Source organism: Pseudohalocynthiibacter aestuariivivens, from assembly GCF_018457175.1.
GTDB lineage: Bacteria > Pseudomonadota > Alphaproteobacteria > Rhodobacterales > Rhodobacteraceae > Pseudohalocynthiibacter > Pseudohalocynthiibacter aestuariivivens.
Genome location: NZ_JAGFNU010000001.1, coordinates 16,339 through 31,094 on the forward strand (window position 1 = coordinate 16,339; position 14,756 = coordinate 31,094).

Genomic DNA, 14,756 nt, shown 5'->3' on the forward strand with positions numbered 1-14,756 from the left:
TTCGTTCTCCTAAAATACCGGTGGTTGCATCAGCTTGTCAGCTATATTGCGGACTCCGTCTGCGACGCCTTCCCCATCGAATCCACCGGGTACCTGAATTGTTGCCTTCAGCATGTCAGCAAAAGCTGTCACTCGTGCGGGATCCGGTATCTCCGGATCTTGCCAAAAGCTCTGAACTGGACGCTGATCCGTCAATCCTGGAAGGTCATAAATCGCCTTTCCGAGCACCTTTACCGGAGTGCCACCCAAAAGGGCCGTAAGCCCAACTGTTGAGTTCACTGTCACAAGACCAGCCAAACTATTCAGAAGATCGCTTAAGTCGCCACCATCCAGAAAAAAGCACCTCTCTTGGCACCCGTTCTTACTCGCGGCTTGGATCACAAGTTTGCGCCAAGGGGCCAAGCCGTTGTCCAAAGGGTGCACTTTAACAATCAAAACGGCATTCGGTGGAGCGTGCTTGGCAAAGGTCGCTACTACATCGTCTAGCGCGCTGCGCAGCCCGCCATCTGTTCCGTGCTGACGAATTTGATAGTCAGTTTCAAGTTGCAGCGGGAAAACAAACCGGGGGGCTTCTTGGCGCTGTAGCAACAACTCGGTTCGATGAATCTCTTGCTTTCGTAAAGGAAGCATCAGGGCCTTTTTGACCCATCCAGCCCACTCCTGGAACGGAGAATGAATAGAGTGGTTTATAGTGTTTGGATAGAGAATCCAGCCAAATAATACATTTGCCAGATGATACCCTATATCTAATCCCGCATACTCAAGAAAACTGGTTCGATATCCTGTTTCAGGCGGCCAGTGCTTCGAGCCAGATTTAAAGACTTCCGTTTCGAATGCCTGTGGAAATCGCGAGCGTCCGCCCGTTCCATCCGGTTCAATGGTGAGCCAATCAGGACGTAAGTAACCATGTTCCACAATATTAATTCTGGTTTCTGGAAAGCAGCTTCTAATTCTCTCGATCGCAACTTTGTGCCAAAATCGGCCGTCCCCGAGACAAACTAAATCGGTGATTTTTTGTTCTCTCATCGTTTCCGCAAAGAAACGGGACCACATTTCCTTTGGCCGGCGAAAAACAATAGTAGAACCACGCCAGTACAAGCGATCTCCCGGACAGAAACTTACTCGCTCAACAACGCCGCCTCGATCACGCAGTTCATTCGCTAAGGTGTTGAAAAACCACGATGATGGGCCCTGCAAAAATAGAAATCTACGGTTAACGAGGTCTGAAGAGTTGCTGGTGATCATCTGCTCTTTGTTGATTACACATTCCTATTGCAATTCCACCTTGGATTGCAGAAAAATCAGATGAGTGCAATATCGTCACCTGTAAACTCAGCAAAATCAGCCTTCCATCTGGCCAGAAAATACATGAACTCGATCGATAGAAAAATTCTGTTTCTACAGGGGCACCCTTCGGGGTTTTGGCATCGGCTTGCGACAGGGTTGGAAACCGGAGGAGTTCCCACTCGTAAAGTGAATTTTTGTCTCGCGGACTGGGCTTTCTGGCACAGGCGAGGCGCTATCAATTATCGTGGGCGATTTCGAAACTGGCCCACTTGGTTGGAAATTTTCATTCAGAATGAAAAAATTACCGATATTCTATACTATGCAGACCGCCATCCCTATCACGCAGCAGCAGCGGATGTTGCAAGGAAATTGGGCGTGAACTGCTGGGCTATTGAATTTGGCTATCTGCGCCCTGATTGGCTAACGATGGAAGCCGATGGGATGGGGCCAAAATCAAGATTCCCAAAACAGAAAAATCAAATAGAAACTTTGGCACGAAAAGCTGGCAAAGCTGACATGGTGCTACGATACCCACATTCTTTCCTGGAAGAAGCGGTCGGCGAAGTTTTGTTCAATCTTCTTTTGGTGTTTGGAAGACCATTCTATCCCTTCTTTTTTTCCGACAAATACTATTGGCCTGTTATCGACTACTTGGCCTGGTTACCCGAACTTGCAAGATCCCGAAAACAAGCTTTTATTGCAAAGCAAGTTTCACAAAAATGCCTGGACGATCAGTTTCAATACAATCTGGTCGCGATGCAGCTACAGAGCGATTATCAGATTAGATCATCAACAAAGTACAATCATCTTGAAGAATTTCTTCGGGAGATCCTGACCTCATTTGCCAAGCACGCCCCTGCTGAGCGTCATTTGGTTTTTAAAATCCATCCCCTTGATAACGGCCTCGAAAATTGGCCTCGCCGAATAGCCAGCCTGACGTCGGAGTTCGGCCTTAAACATCGGGTGCACGTGATAAAGGGCGGCCCACTCGACAAACTGATTTCCAACTCAAAAGGTGTTGTGCTCGCAAACTCTACGGTTGGTCTTCACGCGATACGACTTGGCGTTCCAATCATCACGCTTGGTGACGCTGTTTTTGATATCCCCGACCTCTCGCACCAAGCCGGGCTAGATAAATTCTGGAATGAGGCCGAACCGGTTAGCCCAACTTTTGCCTCTGATTTTTTTAGGGCATTAACAACAACTCAGATCAAGGGTTCCTTTTATAATCGCACAGGCCAGAATGCAGCTATCAAACAAATTGTCGGTAAGTTTTCATCCTAACTTTCTATCACATAGCTCTTGTGGCGAATGAGCAGAGCCGAACCTAAAACCAGCGATCCCACACCTATCCCTCCAACATAGAGCAAAGAAACATAGTCGGCGTTATAGCTCGCGTAGAACCCTCGGCGCATAACACCAACAATATGTACCAGTGGATTGTACCAGAGTATCGTCTGAATTTGCGGCGGCATTGATTCATAGGTGAAAAAGACACCTGATACCAAAAACAGCGGTCGGCTTAAAACCATCCAAACGCGCTGCCATACCGGGAAAAATGCGAACAATACGCAGTTCATCGTTCCTAGCCCAAGTCCCAACAGCGCCGCAAGTCCGGTAGCTAGAACAATTGCGCCCAGATCCAGGGTGCCGCTCCATTCAGAAACAAATGCTATCGCGAAAAATACAATGACGCTGACAACCAGTAAAGTTAGCACCGAAAGAATAAACCGGGCGATAACGGCGTCCAAAGGCGTAATCGCCGGGAAATGCATAAGCTGCTTGTTAAACGCAACAGCCATGCTCGTATTGTTAGTAATCTCTGAGTAAATATAAAACGGTATGTATCCTGTCGCATAGAACAGTTCAAAGCTGGCACCAATCGGAGGCGCATGAATAAACTGACTGAACGCGAGCGTTAGAAGTGCAATCATTCCGACGGGATCAAGTATTGCCCACATGTAACCACCCCATGTGCGACCGTAGCGTGTATTCATCTCGCGCATGACCATAGCAAACAGAACGCGCGCCGCCTGAAATCTTGGGTTTTGATTTGCTTTTTGGGATGCCAGTAACATTTTCCTGCGCCATGCCCGTGAATGAACAGTTGCTTGCTATCTTATGGCATTCGCGGTTAGATTGTGCAACAATTCGGGGAAAGATTTGTCGGAGATACTAGACAAACAAACGCATATTGAAGGTGTTCCTGAATGCTCGATCAGAAAACTGCGGTTCTAGAAACTGTACCAAACGGGACAGGGAAAATCGAGCCTCCCGCTTCAGTCCCTTGGGCACGAATGAAGATTCGGCACCATATTGTTTTTCTTAGTTTTCTACTGTTGTTTTTGTTCCCCAGCACAGCTGCGAACGTCTACATCGCAGCTTACTCGGCAGATCAATACCACTCAACTACCGCATTTTCTGTACGGTCTGAAGAAGCATCAAATCCGCTTGATATCCTGGGCACGTTTACGCAGGTTGGAACGTCTTCTGCGTCGGACAGCGACATACTTTTTGAATTCATCCAAAGCCAACCTTTGATTGAAAAACTGAATGAAGAACTGGAACTGGAAAAGATTTACAATCGTGTGCCACAGGACTTTGTTTTTTCTCTACGCCAAAATAAATCGATTGAAGATTTAACATGGTATTGGAGCTGGATGGTTTCAGTATCCATCGGCAGCACGACAGGTCTGATTGAGGTAGAAACACGCGCATTTGATCCGGATGACGCTCAACGAATTGCAAAAGCGATTTTGGAAGAAAGCGCCAAGCTCATCAATGATCTGTCACTAATCGCCCGAAACGACACCACAAAATTTGCCCGGGAAGATTTGGAAACAGCAGAAAACCGGTTGAAAAACATACGCCTTAAAATTCGCGAGTTTCGTAACGTTAACCAGATTATTGACCCCGAAGCTGGCGCAGTGAGCCAGCTTGGGCTTCTGTCCGCGTTGGAAATTCAATTGGCCGAAGCGTTGGTGGAGTATGAGATTCTGGAAACATATACCGAAGCAAGCGATCCACGCAGGGTTCGGGGCCAACGAAGAATTGAAGCAATTCAACATCAGATTGATCAAGAAAAATCAAACATCAGCGAAGATGGCTCAGGTGCTGAACAACGCCCCTTGTCTGATGTCATAGGCGAATACGAAGAACTATTGGTTGATCTTGAATTTTCGCAAGCAGCCTATGTTTCCGCGTTAGCGGCCTATGAACAGGCAAAGGCCGAGGCGCGTCGCCAAAGCCGTTACCTGGCGGTTCACGTTCCACCGACAATCTCTGAAGAACCTCAATACCCGCAGCGGTTGGTTCTTGGGTTTCTGGTCACGGCGTTTCTGTTCGCTATCTGGGCGGTCGTAATCTTGATTGGTTACAATGTCCGAGATCGACGGTAGCATAACGATGATCCAGTTTCGAAATGTGACGAAGTTCTACCAGCTAAAAGGTGAAAAGCGCACAATAGTAAGCAATCTGTCGCTAACACTTGAAAAGGGTCATAGCCTTGGATTGCTCGGGCGCAACGGCGCAGGCAAATCTACACTACTCAAATTGATCAGCGGGTCACTTGCTCCCGACCGAGGAGAAATTTTAAGGAAAGGGCGAATATCCTGGCCACTGGGCTTCGCAGGCGGGTTTCACCCTGCGTTGACTGGCATTCAGAATACGCGCTTTGTTGCCAGGATCTATGGCGTCGATACAGACGAACTGGTTGCCTACGTCGAAGAATTTGCAGAACTTGGGCCTTTCCTCAAAATGCCAGTAAGTACCTATTCTTCCGGGATGAAGGCCCGTCTTGCCTTCGGTGTCTCCATGGGCATCACCTTTGACTATTATTTGGTCGACGAGATTACTGCTGTCGGAGACATGGAATTCAAACGCAAATGCCAAAAAGTATTCGAGAACAGATTGTCCGGATCCGATGTGATTATGGTCTCTCACTCTCCGGAAACCATACGTAAATTCTGCAGCGTCGCTGCGATCCTTGAAAAAGGGGAAGTGCGGTATTTCGACGATGTGAATGAAGGCATCAAAATTTACGAGCGTATGATGGCTGGCGCCAATGGGACAAAATAGGGTGATTTGGTAAGGAAGTGCCCCGATAGCCCGTACTTATCTACACAGTTCACACGTACAATAATGCGAGCCATAGCAATATTACAAGCTCTGCCAAGATTGCTGGAACACCGAGTTGGTTACGGTTCTGAGGAATAGCTAACTCAATCATGAGCCAACCTATATAGAGGTACAAGTAAGAATAATATTGCTCTCTTTGAAACAAAGTGTTTCCTTATGATGCTGTTATCATTGCCGTAGCCCGTCGTTTCCTACACCCTACACCCTAAACTCGTCACGAGATTATTTCGCTTCATTAATCGCACTGCATGCGCAAAAAAAATTGACCGGAGCCCCTGAATCTCCTCCAGATTTGTGCAGGCTGCACGGCATCAGCCAGGGCACGCTCTACAAATTTAAATCGAAGCACGGCGGTATGGAGCCGTCCGGTCTCAGCAGCCTGTTCATCGTCAGGCGGGTTGTTCGGTTTTGCTGGAAACTTCTTCAGCCACGCATACTATAAATGCGTAAGCGTTGTTCCGGCCCCATCCTATCCGCTTAGTCCCTAATCTGCGATTCAGGCTTTTCATGATATGAAGGGAGTTTCTCGATGGGAGCTACAAGCGAGTTTCTGGCACGGGTTCCGAGACGGCGGGATGGTAAACGGAATTGGCCTTTGGCGCTGAAGGCGCGGATTGTGGCGGAGACGTTGATTGAAGGCGAGACTGTTAATGCTGTTGCCAAGCGATACGAGCTGATCCCCAGCACGGTATCTGATTGGCGTCGGATGGCGCGTCAGGGCAAATTGGTTCTGCCGAACTTGGATGGTATGGATTTTGTGCCTGTTCAGATAGTGTCCTAGCCCCATATCTATGGGCCACTTTTTTGCAAGGTTTCTGGTACGGGCGGACGCATGTTTAGCGACTGATGTGGACGAAGGGCCAATGTGGTTTATGAAAGAGCGTAAACCTGATTGGACTGGAGGTTGAAAGCTAGGGTGGCTAAAGAACTGCATGCAATCCCTACGCGCACATCCGGAAGAAAGCGATCGTTCACTTTCGAGCAAAGAACGTCGCGCACTTCTCAGAGATCGTGGTTGATACCGATGCTGCGCCCAACCAATAACTCTTTGCTGACAAAGAGATTAATCAAGGTATGTGGTATTCTGCACACGAAACCGGTTTCATCGTCACTAGTTCAGGAGGCAAATGCCCAATAGAGAACCTTGACCTGTCTGACAAACCAGGGTTCAGCTCGTCGTAAATGATCGTGTTTCCTGCACCAGCTACTTAATCGATGAGTGCAATAACCTCGATTTCCACCTCAACATCCATTGGCAAACGAGCAACCTGTACGGTTGAGCGTGCCGGTTTGTGGTTCCCAAATTCTTGGGCGAAGATGGAATTAAGGCTAGAAAAATCGGCCAGATCCGTTACGAAAACAGTCGCTTTGATCACCTTGTCCAATCCGACGCCCGCTTCGTTCAAAACTGCGCGCAGGTTAGCAAAGACTTGGCGGGTTTGTTCCTCAATTCCACCAGAGACCTTTTCCCCGTTTGGTGCCAAAGGAATTTGCCCGGAGCTGAAAAACATATTTCCGCTAACCATTCCCTGGCAATAGGGACCAATGGCTTGCGGCGCTTTGTCGGTTTGGATGGTTCGCATGATCTTTTTTCCTTTACGGTTTCGCGGTATCTGGACGGTGGTATCGTGCGGTAGAACCGCGGTTGCACGGGTTTTCCCCAAATCTATCTCGATAGTTCTTGGTAAAATTCGTCGTGCTTCGGAAACCACAGGCGAAGGCGATTTCACTCATGGCCAGTTCGGTCCCGCAAACCAGGGAACGGCCAAAATCGAGCCTGATGTTTTTATAGTATTTGGCGGGGCTTGTACCCAGATAGCGATTGAACAGGCGTTCTAACTGACGATTCGAAAGATTGACCTGAAGGGCAATATCGCAAAGCGGTACCTTGTCTTCCAGTTTGTCGTTCATGATCCGCACGGCTTCGATCAGGCTCGGGTTGCGCGTATTGATGACTGCTGCAATCGATTTGCGTTGTCCTGTGTCATTATTGCGTTGCATTCCCAATACGCACATATCTGCAACCATATTGGCTAGATCCGTCCCGTGGTCTGTCGCTATCAGGGCGAGCATCATATCGACTGACGAGACCCCCCCACCGCAGGTGATGACCAGACCGTCAATCTCAAATAACTGACCCGAGACTTCAAGGTACGGGTACTGCTCGACAAAAGCCTGAAGGTTTTCCCAATGCAGGGTGACACGTTTGCCGGATAAAATACCCACTCTAGCAAGGGAATAGGCGCCGGTACAAATACCCCCCACCGATCCTCCCTGGCGTATGTGACGGCGGATTGCATCCAGACTCCTGCTTCTGGCTGCCGAGTAGCCATTCAGGCCCGAGCATACCAAGAGGGTATCGTTTCGTGTCAACGGGCCAATCGCGCTGTCCGCGGGTAATGATATTCCGTTCGAGCACTGCACCGCCGCCCCATCCTCTGACATCAAATGCCAGCGGTAAAGGCACTTCCCGGTCAGTTGATTGGCAATACGCAGTGGTTCGATTGCCGCGCTGAACGCCAGCATTGTGAAGCGTGGCAGAAGAAGAAAATGGAAATTCCGGGTTTGCGCGACTGTATTGAGTGGGAAAAACGCAATCCCTGAAGGGACGAAATTGTTTTCGCCTGCCGCATCGATGCATTCTTGTTTCTCCAGGGTCCAAATCACGCCACTCCCTCTGCCATTCATCACTTTGCCCATGCATCCTGAAATCGATCAGAATTGCGCCGAAACCCTGTCGCCGCTAGATGTTCGCGGAACCAGAGCTTTTACAAGGTCGCGCATATCGATCTCGCCGATGGCCTGATCGTGTTCGACAACCCGGAACTTGTGCGAGGTATCGCCGCCGGAGCGCGCGATCAGGCTTTCCAGATTGTCGGTCGGATCAACATCACCGGAAAAACCCTTTTTTCCGCTCAGTTCCTGCATAACCGAACGCACCCGTAGCACGCGGGCACGGTTGATGTCGCTGACGAAATCCTCGATATAGGGATCTGACGGGTTGAGCAGGATTTCCTGGGGTTCACCCTGCTGGACCACCTCGCCATCCTTCAGAATAACCAGATGATCGGCGAGCTTGAGAGCTTCGTCTAAGTCATGTGTGATAAAAACGATGGTTTTGTGAAGCTCGGTTTGAAGCTCAAGTAACAAGTCCTGCATGTCGGTACGGATCAGCGGATCGAGTGCGGAAAACGCCTCGTCCATCAACATGATGTCGCTGTTCGAGGTCAGCGCCCGAGCAATGCCCACGCGTTGCTGCATGCCGCCTGACAGTTGGTAAGGATAGTGGTCTTCGACTCCCTCCAGGCCGACACGTGCCAACCAGCGGCGCGCTTCGCTTTCCTGCTTCTCTTTCGGTTCTCTGCGTGTATGCAGCGACATGGCAGCATTTTGCTGCACTGTACGATGCGGCAGAAGCGCGAATTTCTGGAACACCATCGACATGTCCATTTGCCGAAGATGGCGCAACTCGTCGCGCGACATCTTCATGACATCCTGACCATTCACCAGAATTTCTCCATCGGTCGGATCGATCAGCCGATTCAGGTGCCGAACGAGCGTGGATTTACCCGAACCCGACAGGCCCATGACGACCGTGATCTCGCCATCCTGCATATCCACGTTGATGTCTTGCAGTCCCAGCACATGGCCATGTTCGGTCAACAATTCGGGCTTTCCCATACCTGCCTTCACGTAAGGCAGAACCTCATTCGGCTTGGCACCGAAGATTTTATAAAGGCCGCGTATTTGAATTTGCGGGGCTTTTTCCTGTGCGCTCATCTTGGTCCTCACTGGCTCTTATGGTGTTGATTTGCGTTGAGAACTGACCCGGGTGATTGACGGCATACAAGGATCACGGATGCCATCCAAAGTTTGGGCCGATCTTTATCACAAACCCTGGAAGAGAGCCTCCTATGGCGAGGTTTTACTCGCAAACGATTTATAAATGGGTGACCAGAAATGTGCACATCTGGTCACCCGCTCCTATTCAGGAGTGTCGGTCAGGTCGTCTCGGCGCTCCAGCCGGTGCTGAAGCCAGTCCAGAACTTCATCCTCTACCCATCCCACTCTGTTCGGGCCAAGCTGTACCCGCTTGGGGAATTGACCGGCCTTTTCCAGACGTGCGACGTGTTGCGGTGAATAAAGAACCAACTCCTTCAGCTGGGGTTTTGAAAGTATCCTCATCACGATATCTCCATCTCTGAAGAGCATCGCGATGCCCAAGGTTACGACAATACCCAGGCGGGATAAGGCTAGCAGCAGAAATGCTCTATGGCGAGAACTAGGTTGTGTCTTTCTTGAATTGATCGACCAAATCCGCCCAGTCGGTCATAAGCTGTACACGCTGATCCCAGTACGTGGCGCGGTTATATGTTCGGCGAATAGCGTTCTTGTCCTGATGTGCAAGCGCAGCTTCAATCACATCACCGTCAAATCCACGATTGTTAAGAATGGTGCTGGCGGTAGACCGAAATCCGTGGGCGGTCACTTCCTCCTTCGCGTATCCAATTCTGCGAATGGCTGAGTTGAAAGCGTTCTCGGAAAGCCATTTTCTGTTGGAGTTCAGCGACGGAAAGATCAGCTCGACGCCGTCCACGTCAATCCAGTTCTTTTCGACCAGTCGCAGCGCCTGCTCCGACAATGGGATTATGTGATCTCGGCGCATCTTCGTTCGATCTGCTGGAATACTCCAGGTGTGTTTACTTAGGTCAATTTCTTGTTGCTTGGCTCCGCGGGCCTCTCCTGGCCGTGTCATCGTCAGGATTTGGAACAGGATGGCGTCTTTAATTACGTCAGCTCCGGAATACTCATCCAAATCACGGAGAAACTGTCCGAAGGTAGTTTCGTCGGTGATTGCGGCCCGATTCGTGACTTTCACCGGCAACAGCGCACCCTTTATCGCGTAGGTGGGATCGTTATCGGCACGCAAGGTTACTACGGCCAAACGAAATACGCCGGACAGGGTCCCGCGCAGCTTCTTGGCGGTTTCCCGTCGCCCGCTGAGTTCAATGCCTTTCAAGAGATGGAGAATCTCAGCGGAGGAGATTTCGTTGACAGGACGGTGATGGAGCGGTTCGGCGAGTGTTTGGATATGCCAGACTTTCTTGCGCATGGTTGCATCGGCCAATTCCCGATCATAGGCCATCTGAAGATACTCTTCAGCCACCAAAAGGAAGGTCGTGCGAGCCTGGGTTTCAGCATTGATCTGATCGAGACGTTTTTTGACGGCAGGGTCAATTCCGTCAGCGAGATGTTCGCGTATTGCGTCGCGTTTACTTCGTGCGTCCTTTAGCGAAACGGATGGATATGTCCCATGCGCAATCAAACGCTCTTTACCCATAAGCTTGTATTTTTGGCGCCAGAGCTTTGAACCATTTGGTTTAACCAGCACGTAGAGTCCAAGCGAATCGTACATCTTGTATGGTTTGTCTTTTGCTTTCGACTTTTTGATTTTCAGGTCTGTAAGGGCCAATTGGGGTATCATCTCCGAAAGAAGTCTTCGATACCCCCAAACTGTACCCCAGTTTGGTTGGGGTATGGGTGGTTAGGAGTGTTCGACTATGTTCAGATCATATTCATAAAAGCCCCAAAAAATCAATGTTTTTGAGGTGTTATAAGCAGCTATGTTCAGAAGAATTGGTGCCCAGAAGAGGACTCGAACCTCCACGTCCATACGGACACTAGCACCTGAAGCTAGCGCGTCTACCATTCCGCCACCTGGGCAGGTGTCGTGACGTCGCGATGTAAAGGCAGGCGTTTAAACTGTCAACGGGATTCGTCTCTAATTCCTGCGACGCGATAGCGGGTTGTCCATATCGGTCCGGAAAGATATTGAAGACAAGAGATTCAGACGCGGAGAAGACCCATGTCAAAACTAGTCACTATATACGGCGGTTCAGGTTTCGTCGGGCGCTACATTGCCAGACGTATGGCAAAGGAAGGGTGGCGTGTGCGTGTGGCAGTACGGCGTCCAAATGAAGCGATGCACGTGAAACCCTATGGAGTCGTCGGGCAGGTCGAACCGGTGTTCTGCAATATTCGTGATGACGCTTCTGTTCGGCTTGTGATGAAGGGCGCAGATGCAGTTGTAAATTGTGTTGGCATTCTGAATGAACTTGGCCGCAACAAATTTGACGCAGTTCAGCACGAAGGTGCAGAGCGTATCGCCCGTATCGCTGCCGAAGAAGGTGTTGAGGCGCTGGTGCATCTGTCAGCCATTGGCGCGGACAAAGAAAGCGACAGTGACTACAGTAAATCCAAGGCGCTGGGCGAAGAGGGTGTTTTGCAATACTTCCCTAACGCAATGATCTTGCGTCCGTCCGTCATTTTTGGTCAAGAGGATCAGTTCTTTAACCGTTTCGCCGCAATGACACGCTTTGGGCCTGTTCTGCCGCTTATCGGTGGAAATACAAAGTTTCAGCCGGTTTATGTTGACGATGTTGCACAGGCGGCCGTCAAAGGTGTTCTGGGCGAGGTGGAACCGGGCGTTTACGAACTTGGTGGTCCCGATGTGAATACGCTGCATGCGCTGATTGATCAAATGCTGGGGGTTATTCACCGTCGTCGCCTTGTGATCAACAAACCCTTCTTCGTCGGGACAATCATAGCAACTGTGTTTGACGCAATTCAGGGCGTTACGCTTGGCTTGATATCAAACGGTATCCTTACCCGCGACCAATTGAAGAATCTTCGCAGGGACAATGTTGTCTCTGAAGGGTCCAAAGGCTTTTCCGATCTCGGCATCCAGCCAACAGCGTTAGAGGCTGTGCTACCAGATTACTTGTGGCGGTTCCGCCCGTCTGGCCAGTATGAAGCGATCAAGGAGTCAGCAAAGAATTTGCGGACCTAGCTGTAAGCGATTCCCAGCAAGATCAGACCTAGCGCAACGCGGTAAATCACGTAGGGCGTAAAGCTGACGCTGCGCAACAATCGCATCATCAGGGATAGCGCGAAAAGCGCAGAGATAAACGCGAAGACAGCTGCAATGGCACCATCGCGTGCCATTGCAGCGTCGGCGTTCGCTACAACTTCGGCACCCAAAAGCACGCCAGATGCGATAATCGTCGGTATAGACATAAGCATCGCTAGTTTCGCGGCGTGTTCGCGCCCGTATCCCAAAGCACGGGCACCTGTGATTGTCGCGCCAGATCGTGACGTACCCGGGATAAGTGCAATAGCCTGCCATAACCCCATTATGATGGCGTCTTTGAGGGACCATTCCTGAGATGTTTTCCCGGATGGGCTACGTTGATCGACCCAGTAAAGAACTAGGCCGAAACCCAACATTGTCCAACCTATGACCGTGACAGAGCGCATGGCATCCGAAAGCCCGGTTAGCTTCAATATCAAGCCAAACAGAATTACAGGTAATGTTGCGATAACTAGCAAGAAGGCTAGTTGAGCGCCGGGCGTATCCACTTTGCCGCGCATCAGTCCGGGAATTCCCGAAAACCCCATCACTACGTCGCGCCAAAAATAAATCACGACGGCTGCAAGCGTTCCAACATGTACCGCGACATCGATTGTTTGTCCCTGATCCTGCAATCCAGTCAGTTTAGGTAGCAAAATAAGATGGCCGGAGGAAGAAACAGGTAAAAACTCGGTAATTCCCTGAATAACAGCCACCAAAAAGAGATGGAACAAAGACATGCGTGCGCCTCAATTGATTCGAGCCTCAACCTAACCAAAGGTTCTTGAATAGGAAGGGTGTTTTTATGTCAGCTACTATTCCCTAAATACAAAAGATACAGTGCTGATTTGCGCAAGAATCAGCCATGAGAGCGAAAATTTCCAAAATATGAGCAAGAAAACATTTATATAGGTCAGTAATAATGACTTTTATTTATTTTACTCAGCCGCTAAAAGGGCCGAGTCAGCGTTTCGCGGGGATTGTGATGACCAAAAATCAGATGCTTAAATTTGTCGATGTGGAGCGGGATATGCCTGCTAAACGTGACGCTGGTCTCAGGAACAAAGATTTTCACGAGATTTACGCAGAATTTGCAGATGCAAAAGCACAGGAACAAGCAAGCCGGTGCAGCCAGTGCGGTGTGCCTTATTGCCAAAGTCATTGTCCGCTACACAACAATATACCCGATTGGCTGCGGTTGACCGCCGAAGGCCGGTTGCAGGAAGCGTATGAAATTAGCCAGGCAACGAATACCTTCCCGGAAATCTGTGGTCGCATCTGCCCACAAGACCGGCTTTGTGAGGGAAATTGCGTTATTGAGCAATCCGGCCACGGGACTGTAACGATTGGTGCCGTTGAAAAATATATTACAGATACGGCGTGGGAAAAGGGTTGGGTAAAGCCGATCGTTCCCGCGCAGGAATACGATCAAAGCGTTGGTATCATCGGCGCGGGTCCCGGTGGTCTTGCTGCGGCGGATCATCTGCGCCGCCAAGGTGTGCAGGTCACGGTTTATGACCGCTATGATCGCGCAGGCGGGCTGCTGACCTATGGAATCCCAAGCTTCAAACTGGAAAAACCCGTTGTCATGCAACGCATTGAGCAACTGGAACAAGCGGGCGTTGAATTTGTACTGAATACCACAGTTGGCGAAGACATCTCATTCGACGCGATCCGGGGCAAACATGACGCGGTTCTGATCGCGACAGGCGTCTATAAAACAAGAGATTTGCAAGCCCCGGGGAGCGGTGCTGAAGGCCTCGTAAATGCGGTCGATTACTTGACGGCAAGCAACAAAGTCAGTTTTGGCGATGATGTCCCAGAATTTGAAAGCGGCGAGTTGAATGCAGCCGGTAAGCGGGTTGTTGTTATCGGTGGCGGAGACACTGCGATGGATTGCGTACGCACCGCAGTTCGCCAAGGCGCGACCAGTGTTAAATGTCTGTACCGTCGCGACCGCGCGAATATGCCGGGATCACAACGCGAAGTTAAGAATGCAGAAGAAGAAGGCGTTGAATTCGTCTGGCTATCAGCACCCAAAGGATTCACTGGCGATCCGGTGGACGGCGTGATGATACAGAAAATGCGCCTTGGCGCGCCCGATGCAACCGGACGGCAAAGCCCCGAGTTGATCGAGGGTGAAGATTATATCGAGAAAGCTGATCTTGTGATCAAGGCACTGGGGTTTGAACCAGAAGACCTGCCTAAACTCTGGAACGAAGAGGCGCTGACGGTTACCCGTTGGGGTACCATCCGGGCTGATTTTCGCACTCACTCAACGGAGCTGCCCGGTGTCTACGCAGTGGGCGATATCGTACGTGGCGCGAGTCTTGTCGTCTGGGCAATTCGCGATGGATGCGAAGCCGCAGACAGTATTTTGAATTTTCTGGCACAGCCAGCGCAAGTAGCGGCGGAATAGGGT

14 protein-coding genes, 1 tRNA gene and 1 pseudogene are annotated in these 14,756 nt (G+C 50.1%); 7 read left to right on the forward strand and 9 right to left on the reverse strand.

Going from position 1 to position 14,756, the window contains the following annotated elements; genetic code table 11:
- Positions 1-9: 9 nt before the first annotated feature.
- Positions 10-1,245: a capsular biosynthesis protein gene (locus J4E70_RS00040; protein WP_213887023.1), complete on the reverse strand. Its 1,236-nt coding sequence runs from the start codon at positions 1,243-1,245 to the stop codon at positions 10-12.
- Between the two features lie 60 nt (positions 1,246-1,305).
- Between J4E70_RS00040 and J4E70_RS00045 the strand changes: the two genes are divergently transcribed.
- The gene (locus J4E70_RS00045) at positions 1,306-2,571 is read left to right on the forward strand and encodes a capsule biosynthesis protein (RefSeq protein WP_213887024.1); all 1,266 of its coding nucleotides are present in this window, start codon (positions 1,306-1,308) and stop codon (positions 2,569-2,571) included.
- Here J4E70_RS00045 and J4E70_RS00050 read toward each other — a convergent pair.
- Positions 2,568-3,365, reverse strand: coding sequence for an ABC transporter permease (locus J4E70_RS00050; protein ID WP_213887025.1), 798 nt, complete (start codon positions 3,363-3,365; stop codon positions 2,568-2,570). The two genes, J4E70_RS00045 and J4E70_RS00050, sit on opposite strands and share 4 nt — an antisense overlap.
- 132 nt (positions 3,366-3,497) lie before the next feature.
- Here J4E70_RS00050 and J4E70_RS00055 point away from each other — a divergent pair, with 132 nt between their 5' ends.
- The 4 genes and pseudogenes from J4E70_RS00055 to J4E70_RS00065 all read left to right on the forward strand — a co-directional run bounded on the left by J4E70_RS00055 (position 3,498) and on the right by J4E70_RS00065 (position 6,205).
- On the forward strand, positions 3,498-4,685 hold the full coding sequence (locus J4E70_RS00055) for a KpsE/RkpR family capsule polysaccharide export protein (RefSeq protein ID WP_213887026.1): 1,188 nt from the start codon (positions 3,498-3,500) through the stop codon (positions 4,683-4,685).
- Positions 4,666-5,364, forward strand: a complete 699-nt coding sequence (locus tag J4E70_RS00060) for an ABC transporter ATP-binding protein (protein ID WP_343229433.1) — start codon at positions 4,666-4,668, stop codon at positions 5,362-5,364. Before J4E70_RS00055 ends, J4E70_RS00060 begins: the two co-directional genes overlap by 20 nt.
- A 349-nt stretch (positions 5,365-5,713) precedes the next feature.
- Positions 5,714-5,806 (forward strand): annotated as a pseudogene (locus tag J4E70_RS19660) (transposase); the annotation flags it as partial.
- Between the two features lie 147 nt (positions 5,807-5,953).
- On the forward strand, positions 5,954-6,205 hold the full coding sequence (locus tag J4E70_RS00065) for a transposase (RefSeq protein WP_246531547.1): 252 nt from the start codon (positions 5,954-5,956) through the stop codon (positions 6,203-6,205).
- A 427-nt stretch (positions 6,206-6,632) separates the two neighbouring features.
- On the opposite strand, the gene J4E70_RS00070 is transcribed toward J4E70_RS00065, so the two are convergent.
- The 6 genes from J4E70_RS00070 to J4E70_RS00095 form a co-directional block, all read right to left on the reverse strand.
- Complete coding sequence (locus J4E70_RS00070; RefSeq protein WP_213887027.1) at positions 6,633-7,007, reverse strand: RidA family protein; 375 nt, start codon at positions 7,005-7,007, stop codon at positions 6,633-6,635.
- Positions 7,008-7,020: 13 nt separating this feature from the next.
- On the reverse strand, positions 7,021-8,091 hold the full coding sequence (locus J4E70_RS00075) for a GlxA family transcriptional regulator (RefSeq protein ID WP_213887028.1): 1,071 nt from the start codon (positions 8,089-8,091) through the stop codon (positions 7,021-7,023).
- A gap of 48 nt (positions 8,092-8,139) precedes the next feature.
- Complete coding sequence (locus J4E70_RS00080; protein ID WP_213887029.1) at positions 8,140-9,204, reverse strand: quaternary amine ABC transporter ATP-binding protein; 1,065 nt, start codon at positions 9,202-9,204, stop codon at positions 8,140-8,142.
- Positions 9,205-9,408: 204 nt separating this feature from the next.
- Positions 9,409-9,609: a helix-turn-helix transcriptional regulator gene (locus tag J4E70_RS00085; protein ID WP_213887030.1), complete on the reverse strand. Its 201-nt coding sequence runs from the start codon at positions 9,607-9,609 to the stop codon at positions 9,409-9,411.
- 97 nt (positions 9,610-9,706) lie between these two features.
- The gene (locus J4E70_RS00090) at positions 9,707-10,909 is read right to left on the reverse strand and encodes a tyrosine-type recombinase/integrase (RefSeq protein WP_281414267.1); all 1,203 of its coding nucleotides are present in this window, start codon (positions 10,907-10,909) and stop codon (positions 9,707-9,709) included.
- 153 nt (positions 10,910-11,062) lie between these two features.
- A tRNA-Leu gene (locus tag J4E70_RS00095) sits at positions 11,063-11,148 on the reverse strand.
- A 142-nt stretch (positions 11,149-11,290) separates the two neighbouring features.
- Here J4E70_RS00095 and J4E70_RS00100 point away from each other — a divergent pair.
- Entirely contained in the window at positions 11,291-12,274 is a 984-nt protein-coding gene (locus J4E70_RS00100) for a complex I NDUFA9 subunit family protein (RefSeq protein WP_213887032.1), read from the forward strand.
- On the opposite strand, the gene J4E70_RS00105 is transcribed toward J4E70_RS00100, so the two are convergent.
- The gene (locus tag J4E70_RS00105) at positions 12,271-13,074 is read right to left on the reverse strand and encodes an undecaprenyl-diphosphate phosphatase (RefSeq protein WP_213887033.1); all 804 of its coding nucleotides are present in this window, start codon (positions 13,072-13,074) and stop codon (positions 12,271-12,273) included. The two genes, J4E70_RS00100 and J4E70_RS00105, sit on opposite strands and share 4 nt — an antisense overlap.
- Positions 13,075-13,319: 245 nt before the next feature.
- Here J4E70_RS00105 and J4E70_RS00110 point away from each other — a divergent pair, with 245 nt between their 5' ends.
- Positions 13,320-14,753 (forward strand): NAD(P)-dependent oxidoreductase, encoded by a 1,434-nt coding sequence (locus tag J4E70_RS00110; protein WP_213887034.1) that lies wholly within the window; start codon positions 13,320-13,322, stop codon positions 14,751-14,753.
- Positions 14,754-14,756: the final 3 nt, after the last annotated feature.

Coding starts and splice junctions, on each gene's coding strand:
- J4E70_RS00040 (WP_213887023.1), bottom strand. CDS start 1,245: ATGATCACCAGCAACTCTTCAGACCTCGTTAACCGTAGATTTCTATTT.
- J4E70_RS00045 (WP_213887024.1), top strand. CDS start 1,306: ATGAGTGCAATATCGTCACCTGTAAACTCAGCAAAATCAGCCTTCCAT.
- J4E70_RS00050 (WP_213887025.1), bottom strand. CDS start 3,365: ATGTTACTGGCATCCCAAAAAGCAAATCAAAACCCAAGATTTCAGGCG.
- J4E70_RS00055 (WP_213887026.1), top strand. CDS start 3,498: ATGCTCGATCAGAAAACTGCGGTTCTAGAAACTGTACCAAACGGGACA.
- J4E70_RS00060 (WP_343229433.1), top strand. CDS start 4,666: ATGTCCGAGATCGACGGTAGCATAACGATGATCCAGTTTCGAAATGTG.
- J4E70_RS00065 (WP_246531547.1), top strand. CDS start 5,954: ATGGGAGCTACAAGCGAGTTTCTGGCACGGGTTCCGAGACGGCGGGAT.
- J4E70_RS00070 (WP_213887027.1), bottom strand. CDS start 7,007: ATGCGAACCATCCAAACCGACAAAGCGCCGCAAGCCATTGGTCCCTAT.
- J4E70_RS00080 (WP_213887029.1), bottom strand. CDS start 9,204: ATGAGCGCACAGGAAAAAGCCCCGCAAATTCAAATACGCGGCCTTTAT.
- J4E70_RS00085 (WP_213887030.1), bottom strand. CDS start 9,609: ATGAGGATACTTTCAAAACCCCAGCTGAAGGAGTTGGTTCTTTATTCA.
- J4E70_RS00090 (WP_281414267.1), bottom strand. CDS start 10,909: ATGATACCCCAATTGGCCCTTACAGACCTGAAAATCAAAAAGTCGAAA.
- J4E70_RS00100 (WP_213887032.1), top strand. CDS start 11,291: ATGTCAAAACTAGTCACTATATACGGCGGTTCAGGTTTCGTCGGGCGC.
- J4E70_RS00105 (WP_213887033.1), bottom strand. CDS start 13,074: ATGTCTTTGTTCCATCTCTTTTTGGTGGCTGTTATTCAGGGAATTACC.
- J4E70_RS00110 (WP_213887034.1), top strand. CDS start 13,320: ATGACCAAAAATCAGATGCTTAAATTTGTCGATGTGGAGCGGGATATG.